At 44.5% G+C, this 23306-nt stretch carries 22 protein-coding genes and 5 pseudogenes; 20 read left to right on the plus strand and 7 right to left on the minus strand.

Annotated features, from left to right (window positions below; genetic code table 11):
- Window positions 1-61: 61 nt before the first annotated feature.
- A pseudogene (locus ACH32G_RS17260) lies at window positions 62-872 on the minus strand (hypothetical protein).
- A gap of 133 nt (window positions 873-1005) precedes the next feature.
- Between ACH32G_RS17260 and ACH32G_RS17265 the strand changes: the two are divergent.
- Window positions 1006-2172 (plus strand): DUF4885 family protein, encoded by a 1167-nt coding sequence (locus ACH32G_RS17265; protein WP_448814629.1) that lies wholly within the window; start codon window positions 1006-1008, stop codon window positions 2170-2172.
- A gap of 51 nt (window positions 2173-2223) precedes the next feature.
- Here ACH32G_RS17265 and ACH32G_RS17270 read toward each other — a convergent pair whose 3' ends face one another.
- Window positions 2224-3066, minus strand: a complete 843-nt coding sequence (locus tag ACH32G_RS17270) for an aldo/keto reductase (protein ID WP_016936910.1) — start codon at window positions 3064-3066, stop codon at window positions 2224-2226.
- A gap of 481 nt (window positions 3067-3547) precedes the next feature.
- Here ACH32G_RS17270 and ACH32G_RS17275 point away from each other — a divergent pair.
- The 5 genes and pseudogenes from ACH32G_RS17275 to ACH32G_RS17295 form a co-directional block, all read left to right on the plus strand.
- Window positions 3548-3747: pseudogene (locus ACH32G_RS17275) on the plus strand (TlpA family protein disulfide reductase); the annotation flags it as partial.
- Window positions 3748-3912: 165 nt separating this feature from the next.
- Window positions 3913-4890 carry an alpha/beta hydrolase gene (locus tag ACH32G_RS17280; protein WP_415273268.1) on the plus strand — a complete coding sequence of 326 codons (978 nt, stop codon included), beginning with the start codon at window positions 3913-3915 and terminating at the stop codon, window positions 4888-4890.
- 1 nt (window position 4891) lies between these two features.
- Window positions 4892-5563 carry a two-component system response regulator YbdJ gene (gene ybdJ, locus ACH32G_RS17285; RefSeq protein ID WP_448814630.1) on the plus strand — a complete coding sequence of 224 codons (672 nt, stop codon included), beginning with the start codon at window positions 4892-4894 and terminating at the stop codon, window positions 5561-5563.
- A complete protein-coding gene (locus ACH32G_RS17290) occupies window positions 5560-6546 on the plus strand; it encodes a sensor histidine kinase (protein ID WP_448814631.1) in 987 nt (328 codons plus the stop codon). The genes ybdJ and ACH32G_RS17290 overlap by 4 nt, the downstream gene beginning before the upstream one ends.
- A gap of 58 nt (window positions 6547-6604) precedes the next feature.
- Window positions 6605-6792 (plus strand): annotated as a pseudogene (locus ACH32G_RS17295) (hypothetical protein).
- Here ACH32G_RS17295 and ACH32G_RS17300 read toward each other — a convergent pair.
- Window positions 6777-7547, minus strand: coding sequence for a serine/threonine protein kinase (locus tag ACH32G_RS17300; protein ID WP_448814632.1), 771 nt, complete (start codon window positions 7545-7547; stop codon window positions 6777-6779). The pseudogene ACH32G_RS17295 and the gene ACH32G_RS17300 overlap by 16 nt on opposite strands.
- 85 nt (window positions 7548-7632) lie before the next feature.
- Window positions 7633-7746: pseudogene (locus ACH32G_RS17305) on the minus strand (hypothetical protein); the annotation flags it as partial.
- A gap of 3 nt (window positions 7747-7749) precedes the next feature.
- On the opposite strand from ACH32G_RS17305, the pseudogene ACH32G_RS17310 reads away from it, so the two are divergent.
- The 12 genes and pseudogenes from ACH32G_RS17310 to ACH32G_RS17365 all read left to right on the plus strand — a co-directional run.
- Window positions 7750-8593 (plus strand): annotated as a pseudogene (locus ACH32G_RS17310) (DUF4885 family protein); the annotation flags it as partial.
- A gap of 293 nt (window positions 8594-8886) precedes the next feature.
- On the plus strand, window positions 8887-10272 hold the full coding sequence (locus ACH32G_RS17315; RefSeq protein WP_049627808.1) for an amino acid permease: 1386 nt from the start codon (window positions 8887-8889) through the stop codon (window positions 10270-10272).
- 92 nt (window positions 10273-10364) lie between these two features.
- Window positions 10365-11078 carry a YjjG family noncanonical pyrimidine nucleotidase gene (locus ACH32G_RS17320; protein WP_045926332.1) on the plus strand — a complete coding sequence of 238 codons (714 nt, stop codon included), beginning with the start codon at window positions 10365-10367 and terminating at the stop codon, window positions 11076-11078.
- A gap of 10 nt (window positions 11079-11088) precedes the next feature.
- On the plus strand, window positions 11089-12219 hold the full coding sequence (locus ACH32G_RS17325; RefSeq protein WP_448814633.1) for a sensor histidine kinase: 1131 nt from the start codon (window positions 11089-11091) through the stop codon (window positions 12217-12219).
- 4 nt (window positions 12220-12223) lie between these two features.
- Entirely contained in the window at window positions 12224-12868 is a 645-nt protein-coding gene (locus ACH32G_RS17330) for a response regulator (protein WP_047476092.1), read from the plus strand.
- A gap of 138 nt (window positions 12869-13006) precedes the next feature.
- Entirely contained in the window at window positions 13007-13954 is a 948-nt protein-coding gene (locus ACH32G_RS17335; RefSeq protein WP_448814634.1) for an ABC transporter ATP-binding protein, read from the plus strand.
- Window positions 13951-15138 (plus strand): ABC transporter permease, encoded by a 1188-nt coding sequence (locus tag ACH32G_RS17340; protein ID WP_448814635.1) that lies wholly within the window; start codon window positions 13951-13953, stop codon window positions 15136-15138. The genes ACH32G_RS17335 and ACH32G_RS17340 overlap by 4 nt, the downstream gene beginning before the upstream one ends.
- A complete protein-coding gene (locus tag ACH32G_RS17345) occupies window positions 15135-16277 on the plus strand; it encodes an ABC transporter permease (RefSeq protein ID WP_448814636.1) in 1143 nt (380 codons plus the stop codon). Before ACH32G_RS17340 ends, ACH32G_RS17345 begins: the two co-directional genes overlap by 4 nt.
- A 13-nt stretch (window positions 16278-16290) precedes the next feature.
- A complete protein-coding gene (locus ACH32G_RS17350; protein WP_016936899.1) occupies window positions 16291-16470 on the plus strand; it encodes a hypothetical protein in 180 nt (59 codons plus the stop codon).
- 105 nt (window positions 16471-16575) lie between these two features.
- Entirely contained in the window at window positions 16576-17052 is a 477-nt protein-coding gene (locus ACH32G_RS17355; protein WP_448814637.1) for a DUF4879 domain-containing protein, read from the plus strand.
- Between the two features lie 75 nt (window positions 17053-17127).
- A complete protein-coding gene (locus ACH32G_RS17360; RefSeq protein WP_029575245.1) occupies window positions 17128-17376 on the plus strand; it encodes a sigma-G-dependent sporulation-specific acid-soluble spore protein CsgA in 249 nt (82 codons plus the stop codon).
- Between the two features lie 109 nt (window positions 17377-17485).
- Window positions 17486-18184 carry a YqeB family protein gene (locus ACH32G_RS17365; protein WP_448814638.1) on the plus strand — a complete coding sequence of 233 codons (699 nt, stop codon included), beginning with the start codon at window positions 17486-17488 and terminating at the stop codon, window positions 18182-18184.
- Between the two features lie 43 nt (window positions 18185-18227).
- On the opposite strand, the gene ACH32G_RS17370 is transcribed toward ACH32G_RS17365, so the two are convergent.
- Window positions 18228-18488: a hypothetical protein gene (locus ACH32G_RS17370; protein ID WP_016936895.1), complete on the minus strand. Its 261-nt coding sequence runs from the start codon at window positions 18486-18488 to the stop codon at window positions 18228-18230.
- 185 nt (window positions 18489-18673) lie between these two features.
- Here ACH32G_RS17370 and ACH32G_RS17375 point away from each other — a divergent pair, with 185 nt between their 5' ends.
- Window positions 18674-20293 carry an APC family permease gene (locus ACH32G_RS17375; protein ID WP_016936894.1) on the plus strand — a complete coding sequence of 540 codons (1620 nt, stop codon included), beginning with the start codon at window positions 18674-18676 and terminating at the stop codon, window positions 20291-20293.
- Window positions 20294-20388: 95 nt separating this feature from the next.
- Here the strand turns inward: ACH32G_RS17375 and ACH32G_RS17380 are convergent, their stop codons facing one another.
- Together ACH32G_RS17380 and glpT are read right to left on the minus strand one after the other, a co-directional pair.
- Complete coding sequence (locus tag ACH32G_RS17380; RefSeq protein WP_016936893.1) at window positions 20389-21276, minus strand: glycerophosphodiester phosphodiesterase; 888 nt, start codon at window positions 21274-21276, stop codon at window positions 20389-20391.
- Window positions 21277-21372: 96 nt separating this feature from the next.
- Window positions 21373-22707 carry a glycerol-3-phosphate transporter gene (gene glpT, locus ACH32G_RS17385; RefSeq protein WP_016936892.1) on the minus strand — a complete coding sequence of 445 codons (1335 nt, stop codon included), beginning with the start codon at window positions 22705-22707 and terminating at the stop codon, window positions 21373-21375.
- 335 nt (window positions 22708-23042) lie between these two features.
- On the opposite strand from glpT, the gene ACH32G_RS17390 reads away from it, so the two are divergent.
- The gene (locus ACH32G_RS17390; protein ID WP_016936891.1) at window positions 23043-23285 is read left to right on the plus strand and encodes a DUF2651 family protein; all 243 of its coding nucleotides are present in this window, start codon (window positions 23043-23045) and stop codon (window positions 23283-23285) included.
- Window positions 23286-23306 lie beyond the last annotated feature (21 nt).

A 23306-nucleotide genomic window follows, 5' to 3' on the forward strand; every position in this document is an offset into this window, starting at 1 on the left:
TCATAAATTAACCTAAACCCAAGGAGAAAGCCGCCCGCACAATGGGCGGCTGTTCTTCTCATTAATACTGTGATGTCACATCATACTCATAATCAATCTTCAATTTTACATTTTTCATAGTCGATCTAGCTGTTGCAAGTGTGTTGTATTTAAAATTCCAGATGCTTGAGACTGAGAGGTTATCATCCAGTGTGATACCGTAATTTCCTTGAGTGGAGCTGTTTGTGAGTGCGCGGTGCCACACTTTATTTTCTTCAGACATTATGCTGTGTTTTGTGTTTCCTTGACTTGGTATTTGAGTCGCGGTGGTGCTGATTCTTTTCACTATGGCGTCTTTTGGAATGCTTGTCTGTTTGGTTAAGTCGAGCCTGAGAACGGTTGAATCTGATCCGTTCGGACTGAGGCTTGTATTTCCTTTATTTTCAGCTGTGCCGCTGGATGCGAAGGTCTCGCTTCCGGCTTTGATTCGATCGTAAATGGAGAGTGTAAAGTATATATCGTCAGTGTATGAGCCGCGGGACACTTTCACGTAGAACGTCTCGTTATTTTCTTTCGCATCTGTAATGGCATAGATAAAAGGAAGCAGCGTATCAGGGTTTATCACTTCTGTGCCTTTACTGACCAGCACTTTATGCTTCTTGTTGAGCTCTTGACATAGAGTCTTTCTCCCTTATTGGCAGTGAAAGTGAAGTACGAGTCTTTTTCCCCTTTCGGCAATACGGCTGTATCAATATTTTTATATTTCCAGTTTCAAATGAGTGATTTCCTGTAATAGTACTTACTTGAAACGCAGAGGCTGAAGCTGAAGGTGCGAACAATACGCCTGATAATACGATTGCAGTGACAAATAGAATAGATATATACTTCTTCATGGAAAAATACCCCTTTTTACTTCATCATATATAAAAACAACCCTTATGTAAATATTTGTTATTTAAGGTTAAAATCAACTGGGAAACAGCCGATAAAAACACTAGAACATCATCTCAAGCGGAGGTTAAAAACATGCGCCTAAACGCTCGTTATATAAAAAATCAAACAATGGCTCAGCAAGTGCTTCAGCAGTATTCTTCCAAAACAAATGCGAAAGATGCGGCAAAAAGGCCGGACCGGTTATTGATTCAATCAGGCGGGACCCGTGATCTGAGCCAGGTGAATTATTCAAGGAGCGGTGTCACTGAGAAAGGGAGCAGCCTGTCCCGTTTATATCAATCCGCAAATCAGAAAACGATTACGGATAATGGGAATGAGACGGTAATAGCCGCTGATAATCCGTATGAGTCTGAGAGTGATATTGCAAGCAGGATTCTTGATGAGAAATACAGCCGTATCAATGAAATCAATAAACGAAAATCAGATCCTTTACGTTTTATTAAGGACAAATACCAGCGTCCCGATTCACCTTATTTCAGGAGTGATTTAACAGAATCAGAGCGTCAGGCCGCTTATCATAATGAAACGGAATGGCTGTTTAAGGGGAAAGCCCAAAGCTATGATTTCCGTGATGCTGCGTTTCGGGGTGAAACACTCAATGGAGAAATTCAAGGAGAAAATGAAAAGGTGTTTCAGAGAGGGCAGGTCAATCAGCAAATCGGAGTGCTTTTTCATCGGAATCATATTCAGATTCCGGAGGGCGCGAATCTTACATTTACGATATCACCGATTGATTATCTGTTAAAAGTGAGCGGGACTGACGATAAAGAGCTCACTCAGCAGATCGAAGCTGTCTTAAACTCCGGGGAAAACAGCAAAGAGCTGTTTGCGCACATCATTCGCAGCCGGAGTGATGACTCCTCGCAGTTTACGCCGGAAGCGTATGAGAAATATCAAGTCGTTCGGGAAATGTATGAGGTGACCGGCTATCATCTGAAAGACTTGCAGACTGTGGGCGGGAAGTTCGTCACAGAAGACGGCCGCGACCTTTTAGAGGTTTATAAGGAAGCGCTGCAGCAAGATCCTTTGCTGAAACATACGGCGGCAGAAGCGGCTGCCCATTACGGACAGGCGCTTACGAAGCTCGCGAGAACGGGTTATGATGCCATTCCTGATTTGGTGCTGTCCATTGATTACAAAGACGGATCTCTGCGTGATGCCGGCCAAAGCAGGCAATACGGATCTGGGGATACGGATTGGCTTTCTGAATGGAAACGGGAGCTGGGTGTGCGTATATAAAATGAGAAAAAAGCTGACGAATGATGCCGTCAGCTTTCTTTATGTGCTTGCTTAAAACTCCTCATATTCCGCCGGGTCTTGGCCGTTTATGCGTCCATCCGGGCGGGTAAGCGAATCGATAAGTTTCATGTCGTTTTCATCAAGAGAGAAATCAAAAACAGAGATGTTTTCGAGCTGGCGCTCTGGTGATGCTGATTTTGGAATCGGGATGGCGCCCAGCTGAATATGCCAGCGTAAAATGACTTGAGAAATGGTTTTATCGTATTTGTCCGCAATCTGTCCGAGTTTTTGGTCGTTCAATACTTCACCGGCGCGGGCTAACGGACTCCATGATTCTGTCACGATGCCCTGTTCTTCATGCCATTGCCGCTGCTGCTGCTGATTAAAAGCGGGATGCAGTTCAATTTGGTTTATGCCTGGCTTTACGCCGGTTTCACGTTCGAGCCGTTCGATATGCTCAGGCAGGAAATTGCAGACGCCGATGGAGCGGATCAGGCCCCATTTTTTCGCATCAATCAGTGCCTGCCATGCTTCAGTGTAGCGGTCTTGTTTCGGATTCGGCCAATGGACGAGATACAGGTCATAGTAATCCAGACCGGCGCGGTATAAAGATTCTTGGATAGTTTGTACAGCTTTGTCATATTCATGGTAGCGTCCCGGAAGCTTGGACGTCACGTATAGCTGCTCTCTCGGAACAGAGCTTCTCTTGATGGCTTCTCCGACCGCCCCTTCATTTTCATAGTTATAAGCGGTGTCAATCAGGCGATAGCCGATATCAATGGCGCTGGTAACGGCATGAACGCCGTTGTTTCCATGAAGAGCGTATGTACCGAAGCCGATCGCGGGAATGCTTGTCCCATCCAGCAGTTTCTTTTGCGGAATTGCTGCAGTCATCTTAAATCCCTCCTTGTTTTCTACTTTACCATTCTTCTTACAAATGAAACATCTATATTGGAAGAAAATGAGATAATCTGCATATAAAAAAGCTGACGGAGAACCGCCAGCTTTAAATTTGAAACATCCATGCTACGTAGTAAGCGAATAGTTTGTTTTTATGAATATTATCAGAATTCATACAGGTATTTAGTAGAAAATAACTTTCCATCTTTGAAGGAATTTCTTCCATTCTATGCAATGGGACCTTTGAGATTTAATATTTGCTTTTATAGGGATGATGAATTTGGTGGCGGAGTTGAAGTTACTTGGGAGCCTGCTGTTGATATAAGGGAGAGTAAACCATATATTGTCCAAATTCCAAAAAGAAAAAATCGACATGATACAATTCAAGGAGAGAAAGATTATAAAAAAACTAATGAAGCCTTATCGAAATTAGGAAGAAAAAGCCTACCTTTTTTTAGTAGTAGTAACTCAGCTCTTAGAGGTTGTCTCGACGTACGCTCTTGATAGGGGAATAGCTATTCCGATTGTATTAGAAAAAACTATGAGATCGTCAAAACTTGTCACGTAAAAGGCATCCCTAACTTTTGTCTATTAAGTCAATACGGTCAGATCGTAGCTAAAACGATGGGGGATGTCGGTTGGGGTAAGATGGTAAAAAAGATTAAAGGCTTGTGAAATTTTCTGTCTTGTAAGTATGTACGACAAACAGTTAATACTATGATCAAACGATCCTTCCTATGAGTGGGAAGGTTTTTTAATGTCAAAATAAAATTTCCTAAAATTAATCAGAAATTTATTTTCATATCGTATCCTTTCCGTATCACGTGAAAGGAGCATCATATGAAAACATTATGGAAAGTCCTAAAAATCGTTTTTGGCGTTTTGGCTGCCTTGATTTTGCTTGTATCCGTCTTGGTATTTATTTATCACCACTATCAATTAAATAAGGAAGCGGCACTTCTTAAAGGTAAAGGCACAGTAGTCAATGTTGATGGGAAAAAGATGAATGTGTATCAGGAGGGAAGCGGGAAGGATACGTTTGTGTTTATGTCCGGTTCGGGGATTGCTGCGCCTGCTTATGAGATGAAAGGTTTGTACAGCAAATTTTCAAAAGAAAATAAGATTGCTGTTGTTGATCGGGCAGGTTATGGATACAGTGATGTGTCTAACGATGATAGAGATATTGATACGATACTGGAACAGACAAGGAAAGCGCTTATGAAAAGGGGGAATAAGCCTCCTTATATTTTAATGCCTCATTCCATATCCGGGATTGAGGCGATATATTGGGCACAGAAATATCCTAAAGAAATCAAAGCCATTATTGCGATGGATATTGGCTTGCCTCAGCAGTATGTCACGTATAAGTTGAGTGGGATTGACAGATTGAAAGTGAGAGGATTCCATCTGTTAACGTCGATTGGTTTTCATCGATTTATGCCTTCCGCTGTATATAACCCTGAGGTGATTCGTCAGTCGTTTTTAACCGATAAAGAAAAAGAAATCTATAAAGCCATTAACTTTAAGCAATTTTTTAATGCTGATATGGAGCATGAGCTTTTACAGTTTTACCAAAACGGTAGCAAATCTGTGAATCTGCCGGCCCCGAAAGAAACTCCTGTCTTATTGTTAGATGCGGTTTCTGACCAAAATAGAAATTCAAAGTATGCCATACGAAACCGAAAAGATTATGAAGCGTTTGCGGCTCAATTCAATACAGCCGATATAAAGGAACTGAGGGGAACACACAGTATTTATTTATATCAGCCTGATCAAATATATAAACTTTCCATGGAGTTTATTAGAAAGGTTCGCTAGGATGAAGGGTTATCATATTTTAATCGTGGAAGACGATGTGATGATTGGTGTTCTGCTGCAGAAGATTTTGCAGCGTGAGGGCTATCATGTGATGTGGAAAACAGATGGGGCGGATGTGCTTTCAGTGATTCAGAAGGCGGATTTGGTCATTATGGATGTGATGCTGCCGGGTGAAGACGGGTATCAAATGTCTGCAAAAATCAAAAAGCTGGGGCTTCGTATTCCGGTCATTTTTCTTTCGGCCCGCAATGATATGGACAGCAAGCTCCAAGGATTGCAGATCGGCGAGGATTATATGGTGAAGCCCTTTGATCCGAGAGAGCTGCTGTTAAGAATGCAGAATATGCTTGAGCATCATTATGGGACCTTTACGCAAATCAAGCACTTGTATATTGATGCTGAAACCAAAAAAGTGTTCAATGAAAGCCTGCATGATGAGGTGTTGTTTACTGCGATTGAGCGGAAAATTTTCTTTTATTTATATGAAAATAGGGACAGCACCCTGACAAAGGATCATTTCTTTGAATATCTGTGGCAGCTCGAAGACAGAAACCCGAATATCGTCAATGTGCACATTAAAAAAATCAGAACCAAAATCAATGATCAAGCAGGTGAGATTATTGAAAATATATATGGAGAAGGGTATCGGCTGAATACCGTTGTGAAGAAATGAAGTTAAAGACAAAATATCAGTTGTTATTATGTACGGCTGTCATTAGTGTGCCGGTGCTATTGCTGGCGGTTAGTATTTTGATGTCTGTCATTTATGAAAACATGTTTAAATCAATGAATCACGGTACGCCTTTTCATAGGTCTTTTGCGTATCCGGCAATGCTCGTTGTATTTTTGTTATCACTCTTATTATTAGCTTTTTTATTTTCGAAGTCGATTCATTCTCTGCTGCATAAAATCAATCTATTACATCATACCATTCGGCATCTGGCGAGTGATCAAAAGGTGCCGGATAAAATAGAGGTGAAACGAGCTGATGAAATCGGGGAGCTGATTAAGTCGGTCAATTTGTTAATTGAACGGACGACATATCGTGAACTGGAACTGAAACAGCAGGAGGAAATTAAAAAAGAGCTATTGCAAAAACTGCGGCATGACATTAATACACCTTTGACCGCTTTCAGGCTGCAGTTGTTTTATTTGGAGGGCCAATGTCATGATCAGGCCGTATTCGAATCGCTGTATCAGCAAATCGATTATATCTCGGAACTAACCAATGAATTCAATCTATATTCTGCTGAGACGCTGGAAAGCTCTTATATTGTAAATGAAGAAGTGCGTCTAAACGAGCTGTTAGAAATAACGGTGAAAAAGTGGGATTATTTATACAGTATGAATGGGATTGAATTGCACTATAAGCCGGCAGATCAAGATGTGATATGGATGAGCAACGCGTTATGGATGCAAAGGCTGTTTGATAATATTTTTCAAAATACGTTAACGCATTCAAAAGCTGAAAAGATGGAAGTCATGATCGAAGATGGCACTGTTTCTATTCGCGATGATGGGACTGGGTTTGATCAGAATGAGAACAGTGAGGGGCTTGGGTTGAAGATTATTGAGGACATATGCAGGCTGCTTACGATAACATATGAGCTACAGACAAATGAGAATGGAACGGGGTTTTTGTTTGCAAAAGAGTGACCCCGCTGATGTTTTTCTTTCTCCCATAAACTATTTATAATAGGAAGAAAGAAATGAGGTGATTAGCATATATTTAAAAAATTCATCAAAACGATCAAGCACCTCTCAAGCAGCTCTAGTGACCGATATCGCAGACACCGGCATTACAGCAGCCGGCGCAGACATTACCGAAGTTACAGCAGCAGTTAATCCAAAAAAGTTCTTGTTCCGCTTTTGCGACAAGGGTTTTTTTATGTGACCGATTGAATGGCGCGGTTTAGGTCTTCGCGAATGAAAGCGGTGTGCTGGTACTCTTCATCAATGCCTAATAATTTTTTCAGCAGCAGGGTTATTTCATTTGTGAGCGTTAATTCCTCCAGCCAGGTTCCGTTTTTCTTCTTTTTCCCTTTGTATTGAGAGTAGAGCAGGAAAAACAGCGTTTCTCCGAGATCGAAGAAATCATCCTGTTTTCTTATCTTTATTTCCTCCGTTTCTTCAGGAGTCAATTGCTTTGCAAGACCGAAATCGATGAGGCAGAGCCTGCCGTCATTGATGATGATATTAGGCGTTCTGATGTCGCTGTGAAATATGAAGCGATCATGCAGGTATTCGACGATCCCGAGAAGCTGTGAAAGCAGCTGTAACGCCAAGAGTTCTGTAAATGGCTGTTTTTGGAAAAATAATAATTCTTCTATATTCTCTCCCTCAATGAGCTGCATGACATAATAAGCCTGTCCGTCTATGATGAAATCATCTATGAAGTCCGGAATTTGTGGGCAGTGAATGCTTTTGAGCAGTTTTATTTTCTGCTGGAACCGGACTTTTTCTTTTTCCTTTTTCGCTTTTGTCGGCCGCAGCTGTTTTAAGACATAAGGTGTTTGAGTTAGGATATCGGTGCACAAATAAACCAAACCGTAGCCGCCCATGCCGAGGCATTCTTCAATTCTGTATTGATGATGTAGGGTAACACCATTCTGTAGAGGGCGGTCAAAAAGTAGCTTTTTTCGCTGTTTTAATGCCATATTTGCACTTCCCTTGGTTGTGCTGACTATAGTTTACCTTCTAGGCTGAGAATAAAAAAGAGCCGGATAACCGGCTTGGTATAAGTTAAAACTGCTTTGTTACGTCGTATTCATAATCTATTTTTGCTTTGACATTACTCATCGTTGATCTGGCCGTCGCTAATGTATTATATTTAAAACTCCATACCTTTGCCACACTGCAGTGACAGACACAGGGAAAGAAACAGTGATGACTCCAATAATTCCTATGAATCTGAGAGTGATATCAGAATCAAAATACTAGATGAAAAATACAGCAGGATCAATGCAATTAACAAAACAAAGTCTGATCCATTAGGCTATATTAAGGATAAGTATCAAAATTCAAAGTCTCCTTATTTCAGAAGTGATTTGTCTCCTGCAGAAAGACAGGCTGCCTACGACAATGAAACAGAATGGCTATTCAAAGGCAAGGCGCAAAGCTATAACCTGCAGGATGCCGCATTTCGCAATGTCACATTCCGGAGGGGACAGAGCTGACGTTTACAATCACGCCGATTGACTATAAGGTGCAGGTGAGCGGGACAGACGATGAGGACCTGATCAAGCGAATTGAGCAAGTGCTGCAATCTGGGGACAACAGCAAAGAGCTATTTTTACATATCATGAAAAGCCAAAGCAGTGATTCAACACAATTTTCAGAAGAGGCTTATCGAAAGTATCAGGCAGCTCGTGAGATGTACGAGGTCACAGGCCATCACTTGAAGGATTTAGCAGTGATTGACGGGCGGTATGTAGCGCTTGATGGACGTGACTTATTAGACGTGTATAAAGAAGAGCTTGAAAAAGTTCCTGTGCAAAAACAAACGGCATCCTATGCTATATCTCACTATCGTTCAGAACTGAGTAAGATTGCGGAAGCCGGGTATGGTGCGATTCCGGATTTTATTTTATCAATTGATTACAGCAATGGATCTTTGAGAGATGTGGGGCAAAGTAAGAGCTATGGCACCGGAGATAGCGGGTGGCTTGAAATATTAAAGCGCCAAACTGGCGTGAATTATTAGATAAGCTGTTCATTGAGAACAGCTTATTTTTTTATGAAAGGTATAATTTTAATATTCTAATGATTTAATTATATCTATATAAAAGATTTTAATCGAAGTTTTGGTGAAAAACTCTGGATATATGTGTTTGCCTGAAAAAAACAATTGTATTTTCCAGAGAAATTTATTATGATGAAATAAGTAATTTTGGAGATTATATAACAATTTTAAGTTTGAATTTTCTGATTGTTGAGAAGGCAAGCTGTTCTGTTGTTTTCTCATTTTCGAGTATGTGGTTAAGAGGAGGAAGCGAAGTGGCAAACAAGGAGTTAAAAAGAGGCTTAGGCGCGCGTCATATCCAGATGATTGCGCTGGGCGGCACGATCGGTGTCGGTTTATTCATGGGGTCATCCAGCACGATTGGATGGACAGGGCCGTCTGTTCTGCTGGCTTATGCGATCTCGGGTATCTTTATCTTTTTTATCATGCGTGCGATGGGCGAAATGCTTTATGTAGAGCCGAGTACAGGGTCGTTTGCGACATTCGGCCATAAGTATATACATCCGTTAGCCGGCTATATGACGGCGTGGAGCAACTGGTTTCAATGGGTGATCGTCGGGATGTCTGAAATTATCGCCGTCGGTTCGTATATGAAATATTGGTTTCCTGATCTGCCGGCATGGATTCCCGGCCTTATCGCCATGGCCATTCTCGGTGCGGCGAATTTGATTTCGGTAAAATCTTTCGGTGAGTTTGAATTTTGGTTTGCCATGATCAAAATCGTCACCATTATTCTGATGATTGTTGCGGGTATCGGCATTATTTTCTTCGGTTTCGGCAACGGGGGTCATGCGATCGGATTATCTAATTTATGGTCGCACGGCGGTTTCTTTACAAATGGTTTTTCCGGGTTTTTCTTTGCTTTGTCTTTGGTCGTTGCGGCTTATCAAGGGGTTGAGCTGATCGGGATTACGGCAGGGGAAGCGAAAGATCCGCAAAAAACGCTGCGAAGCGCGATTCAGAGCATTATCTGGCGGATTTTGATTTTCTACATCGGTGCGATTTTCGTAATCGTTACCGTATATCCGTGGAATGAGCTTCACTCACTCGGCAGTCCGTTTGTTTCGACATTTGCGAAAGTCGGGATTACGGCGGCAGCCGGTTTGATTAACTTTGTTGTGATTACCGCTGCGATGTCCGGCTGCAACAGCGGGATTTTCAGTGCGGGACGCATGCTTTATACGTTGGGCGTGAACGGACAGGCGCCGAAATTCTTTAAGAAAGTTTCATCGAGCGGTGTGCCGATATTCGGTACGCTCGCAGTATTAATCGGACTTGTGATCGGTGTCGTGCTGAACTACATCGCGCCTCCGAAAATATTTGTCTATGTCTACAGCGCGAGTGTGCTCCCTGGAATGATTCCGTGGTTTGTTATCTTAATCAGCCATCTCGGTTTCAGACGGGCGAAGGGCGCTGAGCTTGATCAGCACCCGTTTAAAATGCCTTTTGCGCCGTTTACAAACTATGTGACGATCGCTTTCTTAATCATGGTATTGGCCGGCATGTGGTTTAACAAAGAGACGCGGATATCTTTGGTCGTCGGGGTGATTTTTATGGCGATTGTGACGATCAGCTATTATGCGTTCGGCATCGGCAAGCGCATGTCTGATGAAGACTCGAAAATAGAAGACGCTGTATAACTCAACAAGACACCTCTCTTAAAGGGGTGTCTTTTTCGGCTTGTCCGCGAGTGGTATACTGGTTAAAAAAAGCAGAACCGGGGGAAACATCGATGAGTCACTACCGTACGTTATTATTTGATATAGACAATACGCTGCTGGATTTTACCGCTTCAGAAACCGATGCTCTTCAAAAATTGTTTCAAGGTTCAAAGCTGGAACTGACGCCAGAGGTGGAAGCCCGTTATAAAGCAATAAATCAAGGGTTGTGGAAGGCGTTTGAAGAGGGGGATATGACCCGCGATGAAGTGGTGAATACACGGTTTGCCCTTTTGTTTAAAGAATACGGCCTCGAGGCGGACGGCGTGCTGATGAATGAGGCGTACCGCCGATACTTAGAAGAAGGACACCAGATGATAGACGGAGCTTATGAGCTGATTGAAAGGCTGAGTCCTTTATTTGATTTATACATCGTGACAAACGGTGTATCAAGATCCCAATATAAGCGGCTGGGTGATTCCGGTTTGTATCCGTTTTTTAAAGATGTGTTTGTATCTGAGGATACGGGTTTTCAAAAGCCGATGAAGGAATACTTTGATTATGTATTTGCGAGAATTCCCGGTTTTTCTGCCGAGCGCGGGCTTATTATCGGCGATTCACTGAGCGCGGACATAAAAGGCGGTCAGATGGCGGGAATTGATACGTGCTGGTTTAATCCCGGAAAGAAAATAAATGAGTCGGGGATCATTCCGACGTATGAAATTCATTCGCTTGATGAGCTGTATGATCTGCTGAACGTGGAGCGAAAAGCCGCCGCTCATCTGTAAGGAGAATACGATGAAGATTGCACATACGAAGTTACTGATCAGGGGCTTTGCGTTACTATCAATTTTTCATACGATTCTTCAGCTTCCTCCCGGCCGGGGGGAGCTGAAGGTTTTTTTGTCTGTACTCGTGATGCTGCTGACGGCGAATGACTGCCTGCGGCCGATATATATGAAGAGACAGTCCGCCATCTATCACGGATCTTTTCTCCTGAGCAGCGTCATGGCGGGAGTTCTGCTGTACAATGTCTATTGCATTGGTGCACAGGCCATAATGGTGCTTTTATTGGTGGAGGTGCTTATTACTGATAAGCAGATTTCGGCTGTTTTGTTAACGATGCACGCCGCCGCATTTGCCGCCGCTTTATACGCCTCCGGAGCGGGTGTCAGTGATATCGTGCTCCCTTACTTCATCATGTTTGCGGTGATTTATTTATATCGGAAGAATCTGCAGGAGAAGTCAAAGGTTGAATCGCTGAATCGAGAGCTGAAGACGGCCAACGCCACACTGAAGGAATACTCAGAACGCATTGAAGAACTGGCGGTTACGAAAGAAAGAACAAGAATTGCGCAGGAGCTGCATGATTCTTTAGGTCATTATCTCGCTGCTCTGAAAATGAATTTGGAGTTTGCCGGGAAGACAGCCGGGCATCAGCCGGAAAAAGTAAAGCAGATCATTCATAAGGCGCATGATCTTACGAAAGAATCGATTTTAAAGCTTCGCCAGGCCGTGATGCTGCTGCAGGGCTCTTTGCCGGGGCGGGGATTTGAACAAGCGCTCCGTGACATTTTCAGCCATTTTCAAGAGGCGGGAGGGATACACTTCGAGCTGGAGATGGACGAGGCCATAGAAGCGGCGCAGCCTGATGTGAAGCACTGTCTTTATCAAACCATCCAGGAATCGATTACGAACGCGGTGAAGCACGGACATGCGTCATATGTTTCTGTCCGGATTCAAAAGGACCTGAACATGATATTGGCGCATATTCATAATAACGGCTCAGCGTGCGGGACGATTATAAAATCAAATGGTCTGAAAGGAATTGAAAAAAGAGCGGCCGCGCTTGGCGGAGAAGCTGTTTTCACTTCCGGAAATGAAACGGGTTTTGACGTGAAAATAAAGATACCGTGCAAGGAGGAATGATCTAGTGAATGTCATGATCGCAGACGACCAGTCCATTGTCAGGGAGGGGCTGAAAATGATTCTGAGCCTACACGAAGAAATTCAAGTATCGGGAGAAGCTTCTTGCGGTGAAGAAGTTCTGCAGCTGCTTCCGCAAACCGATACCGATGTGATTTTAATGGATATCAGAATGCCCGGCATGGACGGAATCGAAGCGACAAAAGCAGTAAAAGCCAGCTATCCGTCCGTAAAAGTCATCATTCTGACAACGTTTGAGGATGATCACTATATTTTTGCCGGGCTGAAAAGCGGGGCTGACGGCTATATCTTGAAGGATGCTGATTCAGAAGAAATTATTGCCTCTCTTCAGGCCGTTTATGAAGGAAATATGATGCTGAATCCCAAGGTTACGGTTCAAGTCGTAAAAGCGCTGAATCATATCGGCATCCCGGCCGTTCAGGAGGAGCCGCAGCCAAAGCTGACAGAGATTCTCACGCCGAGAGAGCTTGATGTCGCAAAACACATTATGGAAGGCAAAAGCAATAAACGCATTGCCGCAGACTTATTCCTGACTGAAGGCACTGTGAAAAACTATGTATCCAGAATCCTCGATAAACTCGAAGTGACAAACAGGACTGAGCTTACATTATATTTGCAAAAAATGATATAACCCCGCTTCACCCCCTCCCTCTTTTCATCACCAAACATATGACGAAAGTAATATCCATATCGAGTACGAAAGTGAATAGAAAACAAGGATCGCCAAGAGTAGAATAAGTGCAGACATGACACAAGGAGTGCTGCACGAATGCTTGAATTAACCGATTTGACAAAGAAGTACGGCGATTTTACCGCTGTCAATCATATATCGCTGCGCGTCGAAAAAGGAGAGATATTCGGTCTGCTGGGACCAAACGGCGCCGGTAAATCAACAACGGTGTCAATGATCAGCACCGTGCTCTCACCGACGGGCGGAACCATTTGCATTAATGGAATGTCATTACAAAAACAGCCTGCGGCCATAAAAAAAGTGATGGGTATCGTCCCGCAGGAAATAGCCTTGTATCAAGCGCTAAGCGCAAAGGATAATTTGGCTTTTTTCGGGAGCCTGTACGGACTTTCCGGTAAGGAGCTCGATAAGCGGATCGATGAAGTGCTGGACATCATCGAATTAAAGGAACAGCGAAACCAAAGGGTGTCTGAATTTTCAGGCGGTATGAAGAGACGGGTGAATATCGGTGCTGCCCTGATGAACGAACCGAAACTATTCATTTTAGATGAACCGACCGTCGGAATTGATCCGCAATCCAGACACCATATTCTTGAAACCGTTAAGACGTTAAATCAAGAAAAAGGAATGACCGTCATCTACACGAGCCATTACATGGAAGAGGTCGAATATCTATGTGAAAGAGCGGCGATCATGGACCGCGGCTCAATCATTGCCTGCGGAACGAAAGACGAATTGAAACAGTCAGCGGGTGCCTCCGATACCCTGATCGTGAATGCAGAGGGTCTGAATGATGATGCCGTACAAAAAATCCGCCGCATTCCCGGTGTTTCCGAAGCCGCCGTCAGCCATCAGACCATTTCGATGCTCGTTTCCGCGGCAGAGCGGAATATCCTTGATATTGCGGATGATATCAGAAGAACCGGTATCACTATTAAGGGCATTCATTTCGAGGAAGCCAATCTTGAAAGCATTTTCCTCCGGCTTACCGGCAAAACGCTGCGGGATTCACAGGGGGCGTCATGAAAACACTGATCAGGCTGATTTTATTAGATTTTCGGTTAATGGCCGGAGAAAAGTCTTTCTATATAAAACTGATTCTATTTCCGGCGCTGATGATTTTTATTTTAGGAACGGTTTTTCACGGCGATTCGAAAGCGAAGTCATTTAAAATCGCGTTTTATAATGCGGATCACGCGGAGAGTGCTTTGGGAGACATATTAAAGAATGACGTTCTGAAACAAAATGATCTCATCCGTGTAAAAGACATAAGCGGTTATCAAGCAGGGAAACAGCTTGTCGAAAGCGGCAAAGTTTCGGTTTTTGTATACGTGCCGAAAGGCTTTGCAGAAGCGGCGGAACACAATGAAAAAACAAATATCAACGTCATTTCAGACCAACAAGGCTCTGTAAACGGAGACATTGTTGAGATAATGGCCGATTCGTTTGTCACCAGAGTAAAGATGAAAAACAGCGAAGAAAAAACGGTGCTGAAACAGTCGGGACATCTGTCAAAGGAGGAAGTCGGCAGCATAATGAGCGGACTTTCCGCTGAGCGCGGACAGGCTGTGGCCATTCCGAAACAGTCGGCTGGCCATCACGCGGCTCCGATTGATGCGATGCAGTATTATTCAATCGCGATGGTCGTCATGTTTTCTATCATGACCGCTTTTGCGCTCATTCACGGCATAGTGGAAGAAAGGCAGCAGCACACATTCTTCAGAATCAAATCAATGCCTGTATTACATATCCAGTACGTGGCTGGAAAGCTTTTGGGGATCATGTTTGCCATCCTTATACAAATGGCTGCCGTCATCATCGCAAGCAGCATCTTGTACCATGTGAAATGGGGCAATTTTTTTGAAATATTGCTGGTGACGATCGTTTATTCATTTGCGGTCGGCAGTATCGTGCTTCTTTGGGGGTTTACTGCAAAAAACCACGAGACCGTCTCAAGCATGGCGGCTCCTATTCTGTATGGCTTCAGTTTTTTAGGCGGAAGTTTTATTGCAAAAGACAGCCTGCCTGCCGGTTTGAAAATCGTGCAGGAGCTGATACCGAACGGCAAAGCGATCAACAGCTACGTAAGTGTCACGCAGCATGCCGGCCTGAGCGGTATTCTGGCGGATTTGGCAGAGCTTTTCGCTATCGGCGCCGTGTTTTTATGTTTGACCATATGGGTGTTTAAGCGGAAGGAGGCTGTTTCATGATGCAGCTGTTATTCATGATCAGACATCAGCTGAAACTGATGTTACAGAATCGGGTTGCGATCTTTGCGACCATTTCCGTCCCGCTCCTTCTGACTTATCTCTTTTCCTTTTCTGCCGATGACAGTCAGCAGAAGGAAGTCTATGTGGCTGATAAGGATCAGAGCGTCTTTTCAGCACAATTGATGAACATGATTCAGACAGCCGGCCATGTAAAAGTCACGAAGGTCACGGAGGATGTTTTAAAAACAAAGGTTAATCATCAGGATATTTCCTTCGGATTGCTGATCGGAACTCATTTTGAAGAGACATTATTTTCCGGAGATGAATTGAACGTTTCATTTATACAGAATGAAGAAAAGGGTGATGCTGTTTTGACAGAGCAGCTGATTGCGCAGCAGGCGGGCACGCTGAAAAAGATCGTCCGCGATGCGGCAGTGATGTCCCGCACGCTGCACACTGACGCTAAGCAGGCGGCGGCTGACCTGTTGAAGGATATCCAAAGCCATTCTGCCGTAAGCGTTGACCGCCAGCACATTTATGCAGGCGGACAAGCGGCTGACAGGCTTATCGGATTTTTAGTAATGTTTATCTGGTTCGTTGCGGTTCAAAGCTTGCGATCATTTATAGACGAAAAAGAAAATCATACATATGCCAGATTGCTGAGCACGCCCGTGTCCTATACGGCATATGCAATCTCTAAGTTTGCGGCGGCGTATCTTTTCGGACTTCTCCATATTATAGTGATTCTCGGTGCCGGAACATTCATGCTGCATATCCGTTTTGCCGATCACGTTCTTGCTGCGGGAGCAATGCTTGCGGCCTGTGTATTTGCGCTGACTGCTGTAACGATGGCGGTGATCCCGTTTATGAAGAGCCAAAAGCAATTCACATCGCTTGCTTCTGTTTTCATCGCTGTTACGGGTTTATTGGGAGGGGCTTTCTTCACTTTAGATGCGGCTCCGGAGTATATGCGGACGCTGTCGTTGTTTACCATTGAAAAATGGGTGATCGGCGCATTTCAAAACAATGGCGGAGACAGTGTTCAGATTGCGCCCTTGAGCCTGTTTCTTGCCGCCGGCGCAGCGGCACTGGCCTTATCACTCTGTTTGATAAACCGCAATATGAAAAAACACAGTTAGGAGGATGGCTGCTTTGTATATGGCAGAAATCATCGGAATCATAGAATTGCTTGCTGGAGCCGCAATGAACGTCTGGATCGGCTGGCTCGGAAAAACCTTTTTCGGTAAAGATGACAGAAGTTCAAGAGTCGTGTTAAGAATCTGCGGCATCTTTCTGATCATCAATGGTGTTTCCAGAGCGTTTCATATCTAGTTCACAAAGTTTTCCAGACTCTTTTTTGGAATGTAATCTTTTTCCTTTGGAATCATGTAAAATAGAATAGAGTTCTATGAAAATATGACAAGAGGAGGAAGAAACATGAAAAAAAGAATCTTGATGTTATTCGCCGCGGCTGCCGCTGTATTGATGCTGGTAAGCGGGTTGTGGATGCCGTCAGCTTCTGCGGCGCCCGCTCCTGCTTTAACACAAATCCGTATTATCGGTGTGACGTCTGACGGACAGAATTATCAATGGGAAAATATCGGACCGAACCAAATCAGCGCATCAAAACCGATGAAGGGCACAACGGGGTATTTAGCTGTATATTTTCAAGGGTATCCGAACAATAACACAATTCAGGCGTTTAACAACGGAACGAATATTACAAATCTCACGGCAAAAGCGCTGGAAGATGAATATACGAAAAACGGCAATATCATTACAGGCTACATTAAATATTACAGCGTTCCTCTTTCTTATGTCAGTTCAGGAACGTTCTCTTTCTCCGCAACGGGGCTGAATGGGCCGTACACACCGTTAAGCAGCGGATTTTTCTCCATTCAGGTACAGAGTTAAAACAGCCTCGCTTTCATGTATAGTTTTTCTCTCTTTCCGGGAAGCTATTCCTAAAGAAAAGGGAGGGCTTACATGATGGACACGACACTCGGGTATTTGCGCGAGTCGCTTTCGAACCACTTGGAGCATGATGTTTGCCGCGGGATTTATAAAAAGCTGCAGGTGAAGCATTATGCAAATGAGGGCGAGTTCGTGAAGGATCTTAATGATCTGGAAATGGATGCGCTGAATCAGGTGCTTGAGAAGGAGATCAAATATGCTGAGAACGAGCAGGATGAGAAGCGTACAATGGAATTGAATGAAGTGTATGAACTGCTGTTTTAAAAAGCCTCCCGGCGGCCGGGAGGCTTTTTATTGTTTCGGAAATAGTTTACAGAATCATCCAACCCTTTGTATAATGGATAGTTGTGAAAAACACAGACGGAGGAGAAACATGAACGAAATAAAAAAACAGACGGTTCTTGAGTTGTCATCGGCTGAGAAAGCTTTGGTTTTTCTGGTGCCGCCATTATTGGGTCTGGTCATCGGCTGGTTTCTGCCGGTCATTGCGAAATGGGCCGTTACATTGGATTGGCTGCCTTTTCACGGGCCGCTGAAAATCATCGCATCTTTTCACGGATTGAAGGCTGCGGCAGCAACTGCCGTTATCGGCTTAATTGGGGGAGTGTGGCTGACGCGGGCGGCTTTTAAAGAAAGTCTTGTGGCAGTCGTGACGGACAGTGAGGTGTCCTTAACCATACATAATAAAGAAAGCGTGTTTTCGAAAGACAGCATTTCCGGTGTGTTTACGGATGGGAAGTATCTGGTCTTATTGGGGACTGAAGGGCAGGAGCTTTTTCGGGAAAAGCTTGAGCCGGCGGTTGAAAAAGCGGCTGATGCGTTTTGCGGTCATGGGTATGTCTGGCTGGGAACGGAAGATCCTTTTAAAGAAGAATACAAACGGTGGGTGCCGGACATGCCGGATTTGGAGCCTGGGGCAAACGCTCTCTTAAAAGCGAGGGAAAAGGCGCTGAAACAGGATGAAACCGAAGATGCGAAAGAACTGAAAGCGGAAATATCCAAACTGGGCATTACCGTGCGGGATCAAGGGTCGCGTCAATATTGGCGGATCTATAAAAAGCCGTCTGCATAAAAAAGCTGCCGCCGTTTATACGGCCGGGCAGCATGGGAACAGATTATTTCTTCTTGTCATCGTAGTATTGAACCGGATACATGGAGCCTTCGGATACCATTTTGTTATCTTCAATATCTTCGGGATGCGGGTTGCCTGCTTTGTGGACGGGAAATGATTCAATATCGTGCTTCCCTGAAAGCGATGTTTTCATATTGCGGATAAAGTCCTTCACCTTTTGGCGGTTTGATTTATCTTTGAGCAGGTAGGAAGTCACTCCGACAGTCGACACGGCAAGTCCTGAAATGAGCAGTTTTTGTTTCATGATAAAAACTCCTTTCTATTTCTGGCTTGCAGTAGTTATTCCCGCTTGACGGCTGTTTAAACATCAAAGGGTAATTTTTGGATTCCTGCTTTAATGCGATAAAGATTGACAAAACTATTTTCAGAATAATATTATAAATATATGATAGCGTTGGAGTCATATATTAATTGAAAGGTGTTAACTTTATGAATCAATTACATCGCAGAATGGGAACGTTTGCACTCATGATGGTCGGACTTGGGTCAATGATTGGCTCTGGCTGGTTATTCGGGGCATGGCGGGCGGCTCAGATTGCGGGACCTGCCGCAATTATTTCCTGGATTATCGGTATGATCGTTATTTTGTTTATCGCACTTTCTTACAGTGAATTAGGTTCAATGTTCCCGGAAGCCGGGGGAATGGTAAAATATACTCAATATTCTCATGGATCATTTATTGGATTTATCGCAGGATGGGCAAACTGGATTGCGATTGTTTCCGTTATTCCGGTGGAAGCGGTCGCGTCCGTTCAATATATGAGCTCATGGCCGTGGGAGTGGGCGAAATGGACAGGCAATCTCGTTCACAACGGCACACTTACGGGAGAGGGTCTCGGCTTTGCGTCCGTATTGCTGATTATTTACTTTTTACTGAATTATTGGACAGTTAACTTATTTTCAAAAGCGAACTCATTGATTACCATCTTTAAAATCATTATTCCGGGGCTGACAATCGGAGCGCTGCTGTTTACCGGTTTTCACGGCGGAAATTTCACATCCGGGTCAAGCATTGCGCCGAATGGCTGGGCGAGCGTGCTGACAGCAGTGGCCACATCAGGTATCGTCTTTGCGTTTAACGGGTTTCAAAGCCCGATTAACATGGCCGGAGAAGCAAAAAATCCCGGTAAATCGATTCCGATTGCGGTTGTCGGTTCGCTGTTGGTCGCAACTGTCATTTACGTCCTGCTGCAAATCGCGTTTATCGGTGCGGTTGAACCTTCTATGATCGTTCACGGCTGGAGTCACCTGAACTTTAACTCTCCATTTGCCGATTTGGCGATCGCCTTGAATATCAACTGGCTTGTCATTATTCTTTATGCGGATGCGTTCGTATCTCCGTCAGGAACCGGTATCACTTATACCGCTACGACGTCTCGCATGATTTACGGCATGGAAAAAAATAAATATATGCCGAGCATTTTCGGAAAGCTTCATCCGCTGTACGGCGTGCCGCGCCAAGCGATGATTTTTAACCTGATCGTATCGTTTATCTTTCTGTTTTTATTCAGAGGATGGGGCGTGCTTGCTGAAATCATTTCCGTTGCGACACTGATTTCTTATATCACGGGTCCTGTGACGGTGATGACGCTGCGGCGGACGGCGGCGGATTTGTACAGGCCTCTCCGTCTGAAAGGCCTCAGCATGGTTGCTCCGCTCGGCTTCGTGTTCGCGTCTCTCGTGCTGTATTGGGCGCGCTGGCCGCTAACGGGGCAGGTGCTGTTTATCATTTTGATCGGTCTGCCGATTTACTTCTACTACCAAGCGAAAGCGAAGTGGAAAGGATTCCGCAGAAACTTTAAAGGCGGCGTCTGGATGGTTGTCTATCTGCTCAGCATGATGACCATTTCATGGCTCGGAAGTGAAAAATTCGGCGGTCTGAACATCATTCCGTACGGCTGGGATATGGGGCTGATCGCAATCGTTGCCCTTGTCTTCTATGCGTGGGCGCTGAAGAGCGGATTCAAGACTGAGTATTTGAAAGACGCCAAAGCAATCAACGATCAATTAAAAGGCGGACAGGCCGAAGCCGCTGCCGGAAAAGAATAACGATTGATACAACCCTTGCGGTACATTTCCCGCAAGGGTTTTTTGATCGCGCAAAAAAACATGGGTTCGGCATCATCTCCGAACCCATGCTGGCTTTATGATTTGTATTCTTTTTTGACCTTTTGGAATATATCCGCATAGTTGGTGAACACACCGGTTACGCCCCAATCCAGCAGGCGGCGCATGTCCGCTTCGCTGTTTACGGTATAAGGGTGAAGCAAAAGGCCGTGGCTGCGTATGTTCCGGACGTTTTGAGCGTTCAGCGCTTTGTAATCCGGCCCGATTCCGACGGCATAGGTTTTGATGTCCGCTAAATCAGCGTCAGTCATTGACGTCATCTGATCCGCTTCAAGCAATTGGACGGCGGGAAGTTTCGGATCGAGCTTTTTGATTTTCAAAAGGCTGTCCCTGCTGAAAGACTGAATGATCACTTGTCCAAGTTTCGCATGCTTACCTGCCAATTTGTATTTTTTCAGTGAAGCGATCAGTTTCTCTTCCATACCCGGATACGTTTCAGGCGCCTTCGTTTCAATATAATAATTTGCGTGTCTGCCGAACCGTTTTAACACGTCATCAAGTGTGGGAACGTGAAGTCCGGCGTATTGCGGTTTAGCTTTTTCCGGATAGGCTTTATTGAACCAAGAGCCGGCGTCGAGCTTTTGAATCTCGGCTGATGTATGATCCTTCACCCAGCCGTGTCCGTTTGTGGTGCGGTCCAGCTTTTCATCATGCATGACGATCAGCTTGCCGTCTTTTGTCATTTGTAAATCCAATTCAATATAGTCTGCCTTCATTTTTTGCGCAGTTTCATAAGAAAGGATCGTGTGCTCCGGGACATACCCCGAAGCACCGCGATGGGCAATGGTTAACATTCTGTCAGGAGACAAGAGGTTTCCTTTTCCCGCCGCCGATACAGGCGTGACGATGAATGACAATAAACCGAATGAAAGCAATACCAAAGCAAACAACTTATGTTTCCGCATGTTTTCTTCCCCCTTAATAAATCAATATCTGTCTCTAGCGTAGAAAATCGTTGTAAATTCTGTACTGCAAAAATATTAATCTTTTATGTTGTTTTCTTATACATGCTCCGCCCGCTTGCCGGTATTCCACGTCATAGCCAAGAAGACGATGGACAGCGCGCATGAGGTGACAAGCATGATAAAGCCTCCGTTCCAGTCAAAGCGGTCTACAACATAACCCATGATGGCGTTGGCAAAAGCCGAGCCTCCGATGTAGCCGAAAAACCCGGTTAAGCCGGCTGCCGTTCCCGCCGCTTTTTTAGGCGCAAGGTCAATGGCCTGAAGCCCGATCAGCATGACAGGTCCATAGATTAAGAACCCGATGCTGATCAGCGCGATATTGTCGATGAGCGGATGACCGGCAGGGTTAAGCCAGTAGACCAATACAGCGATAAATACACCGGCCATGAACAGTACGCCAGCTGGCGCGCGGCGGCTTTTGAAAAACCGGTCGCTGATCCAGCCGCACAAAATCGTGCCCGGAATTCCCGCATATTCGTAAAGGAAATAAGACCATCTGGAGTCTTCAGGAGAGAATCCTTTCGCTTCCGTCAAATAAGTCGGCGCCCAGTCAACGACTCCGTACCGTACGAAATAAACAAACACATTGGCAAATGCGATATACCACAGAAATTTATTATTCAGCACGTATTTAAAAAGAATTTCTTTGGTCGTCATTTCTTTTTCCTGGTCTTTAAACGCATGTTTCGGATAGTCATTCCGGTATTCTTCAATCGGCGGCAGCCCGCAGGATTGCGGCGTGTCACGAACGAGAAGAACGATGACAAATGAAATGACAATGGCGATAATAGCCGGAAAGAAAAACACGCTTTTCCAAGTAACAAACATGGCGATGCCGAGAGTCACGAGCGGGGCGAGAATACCTCCGCCGATGTTATGGGCGACATTCCATATCGACATTTTCGTGCCGCGTTCACTGATGGAAAACCAATGAGCCATCGTCCGTCCGCAAGGCGGCCAGCCCATCCCTTGAAACCACCCGTTAATAAACATAAAAATAAACATAATCGTCACGCTTGACGTGACCCATGGCATGGAAACAAATAAAATATTTACGACACCTGACAAAAACAGACCCGTTGCAAGGAAATATCTCGGGTTGCAGCGGTCAGACACCATCCCCATAATAAATTTGCTGAAGCCGTAAGCGATTGATACGGCCGCAAGCACCAAGCCAAGTTCCCCTTTTGAAAACCCTTGCTCCTGAAAGTAAGGAATAGCGAAGGCAAAGTTTTTGCGGAGCAAATAATACCCGGCATACCCGATGAAAATCCCCAAAAATACTTGCAGCCTGAGCCGTTTATAGGCCGCATCCGTCTTTGAATCATCCAATCTCTCAATATGCGGAGCCGGCTTGAACAACTGAAACATCATATCCTCCCCTTTGCTGAACGTCTATCATGATGTATGTATGACTCCTTTCCTTAAAAATAACAAAAAGAACCAGAAATCACCCTTGTGTAAGGGCGGGTTTTTCTGGCTCTCCTCATCTCCATCCAAAAATCATTAACTTGTGTATGATAGCGCTTTCTTAAATTATCACAGTCTGCCATAAATGTAAACGCTTTAAGAAAAGTTTTCATTTTTTTGAATAAATCACCGAAGGGAATATCAGCGTGAGCGCGAAAGGATTTGAAGTACTTGTTTTTGTACTCAGGCATAAGATGTGGTAGGCCGATTTAAGAAAAGGGAAAGGAGTGCCTCTGTTGATTGATGAATTGGATTTTGCGTTCGGTGTTCTGCCGCTTTGTATTATCATCTTGTCAGTCGCCGGAACATATCTGTTTAAAAACGCGTTTATTATGCCGGCTGCCGCTTTGGCCGTTTGCCTTATATGCACTTTTACTGTATTGAATTTCTCGTTTATCGGATGGGCCGCTGTGTACACGCTTGTCTCTTTCGCGTTATCGCATATTACGATGGTGGTGATCAGTCAAAATAAAAAATAGGATCGGCGGCAGCCGATCCAG

Source organism: Bacillus sp. CIS52 (genome assembly GCF_053545315.1).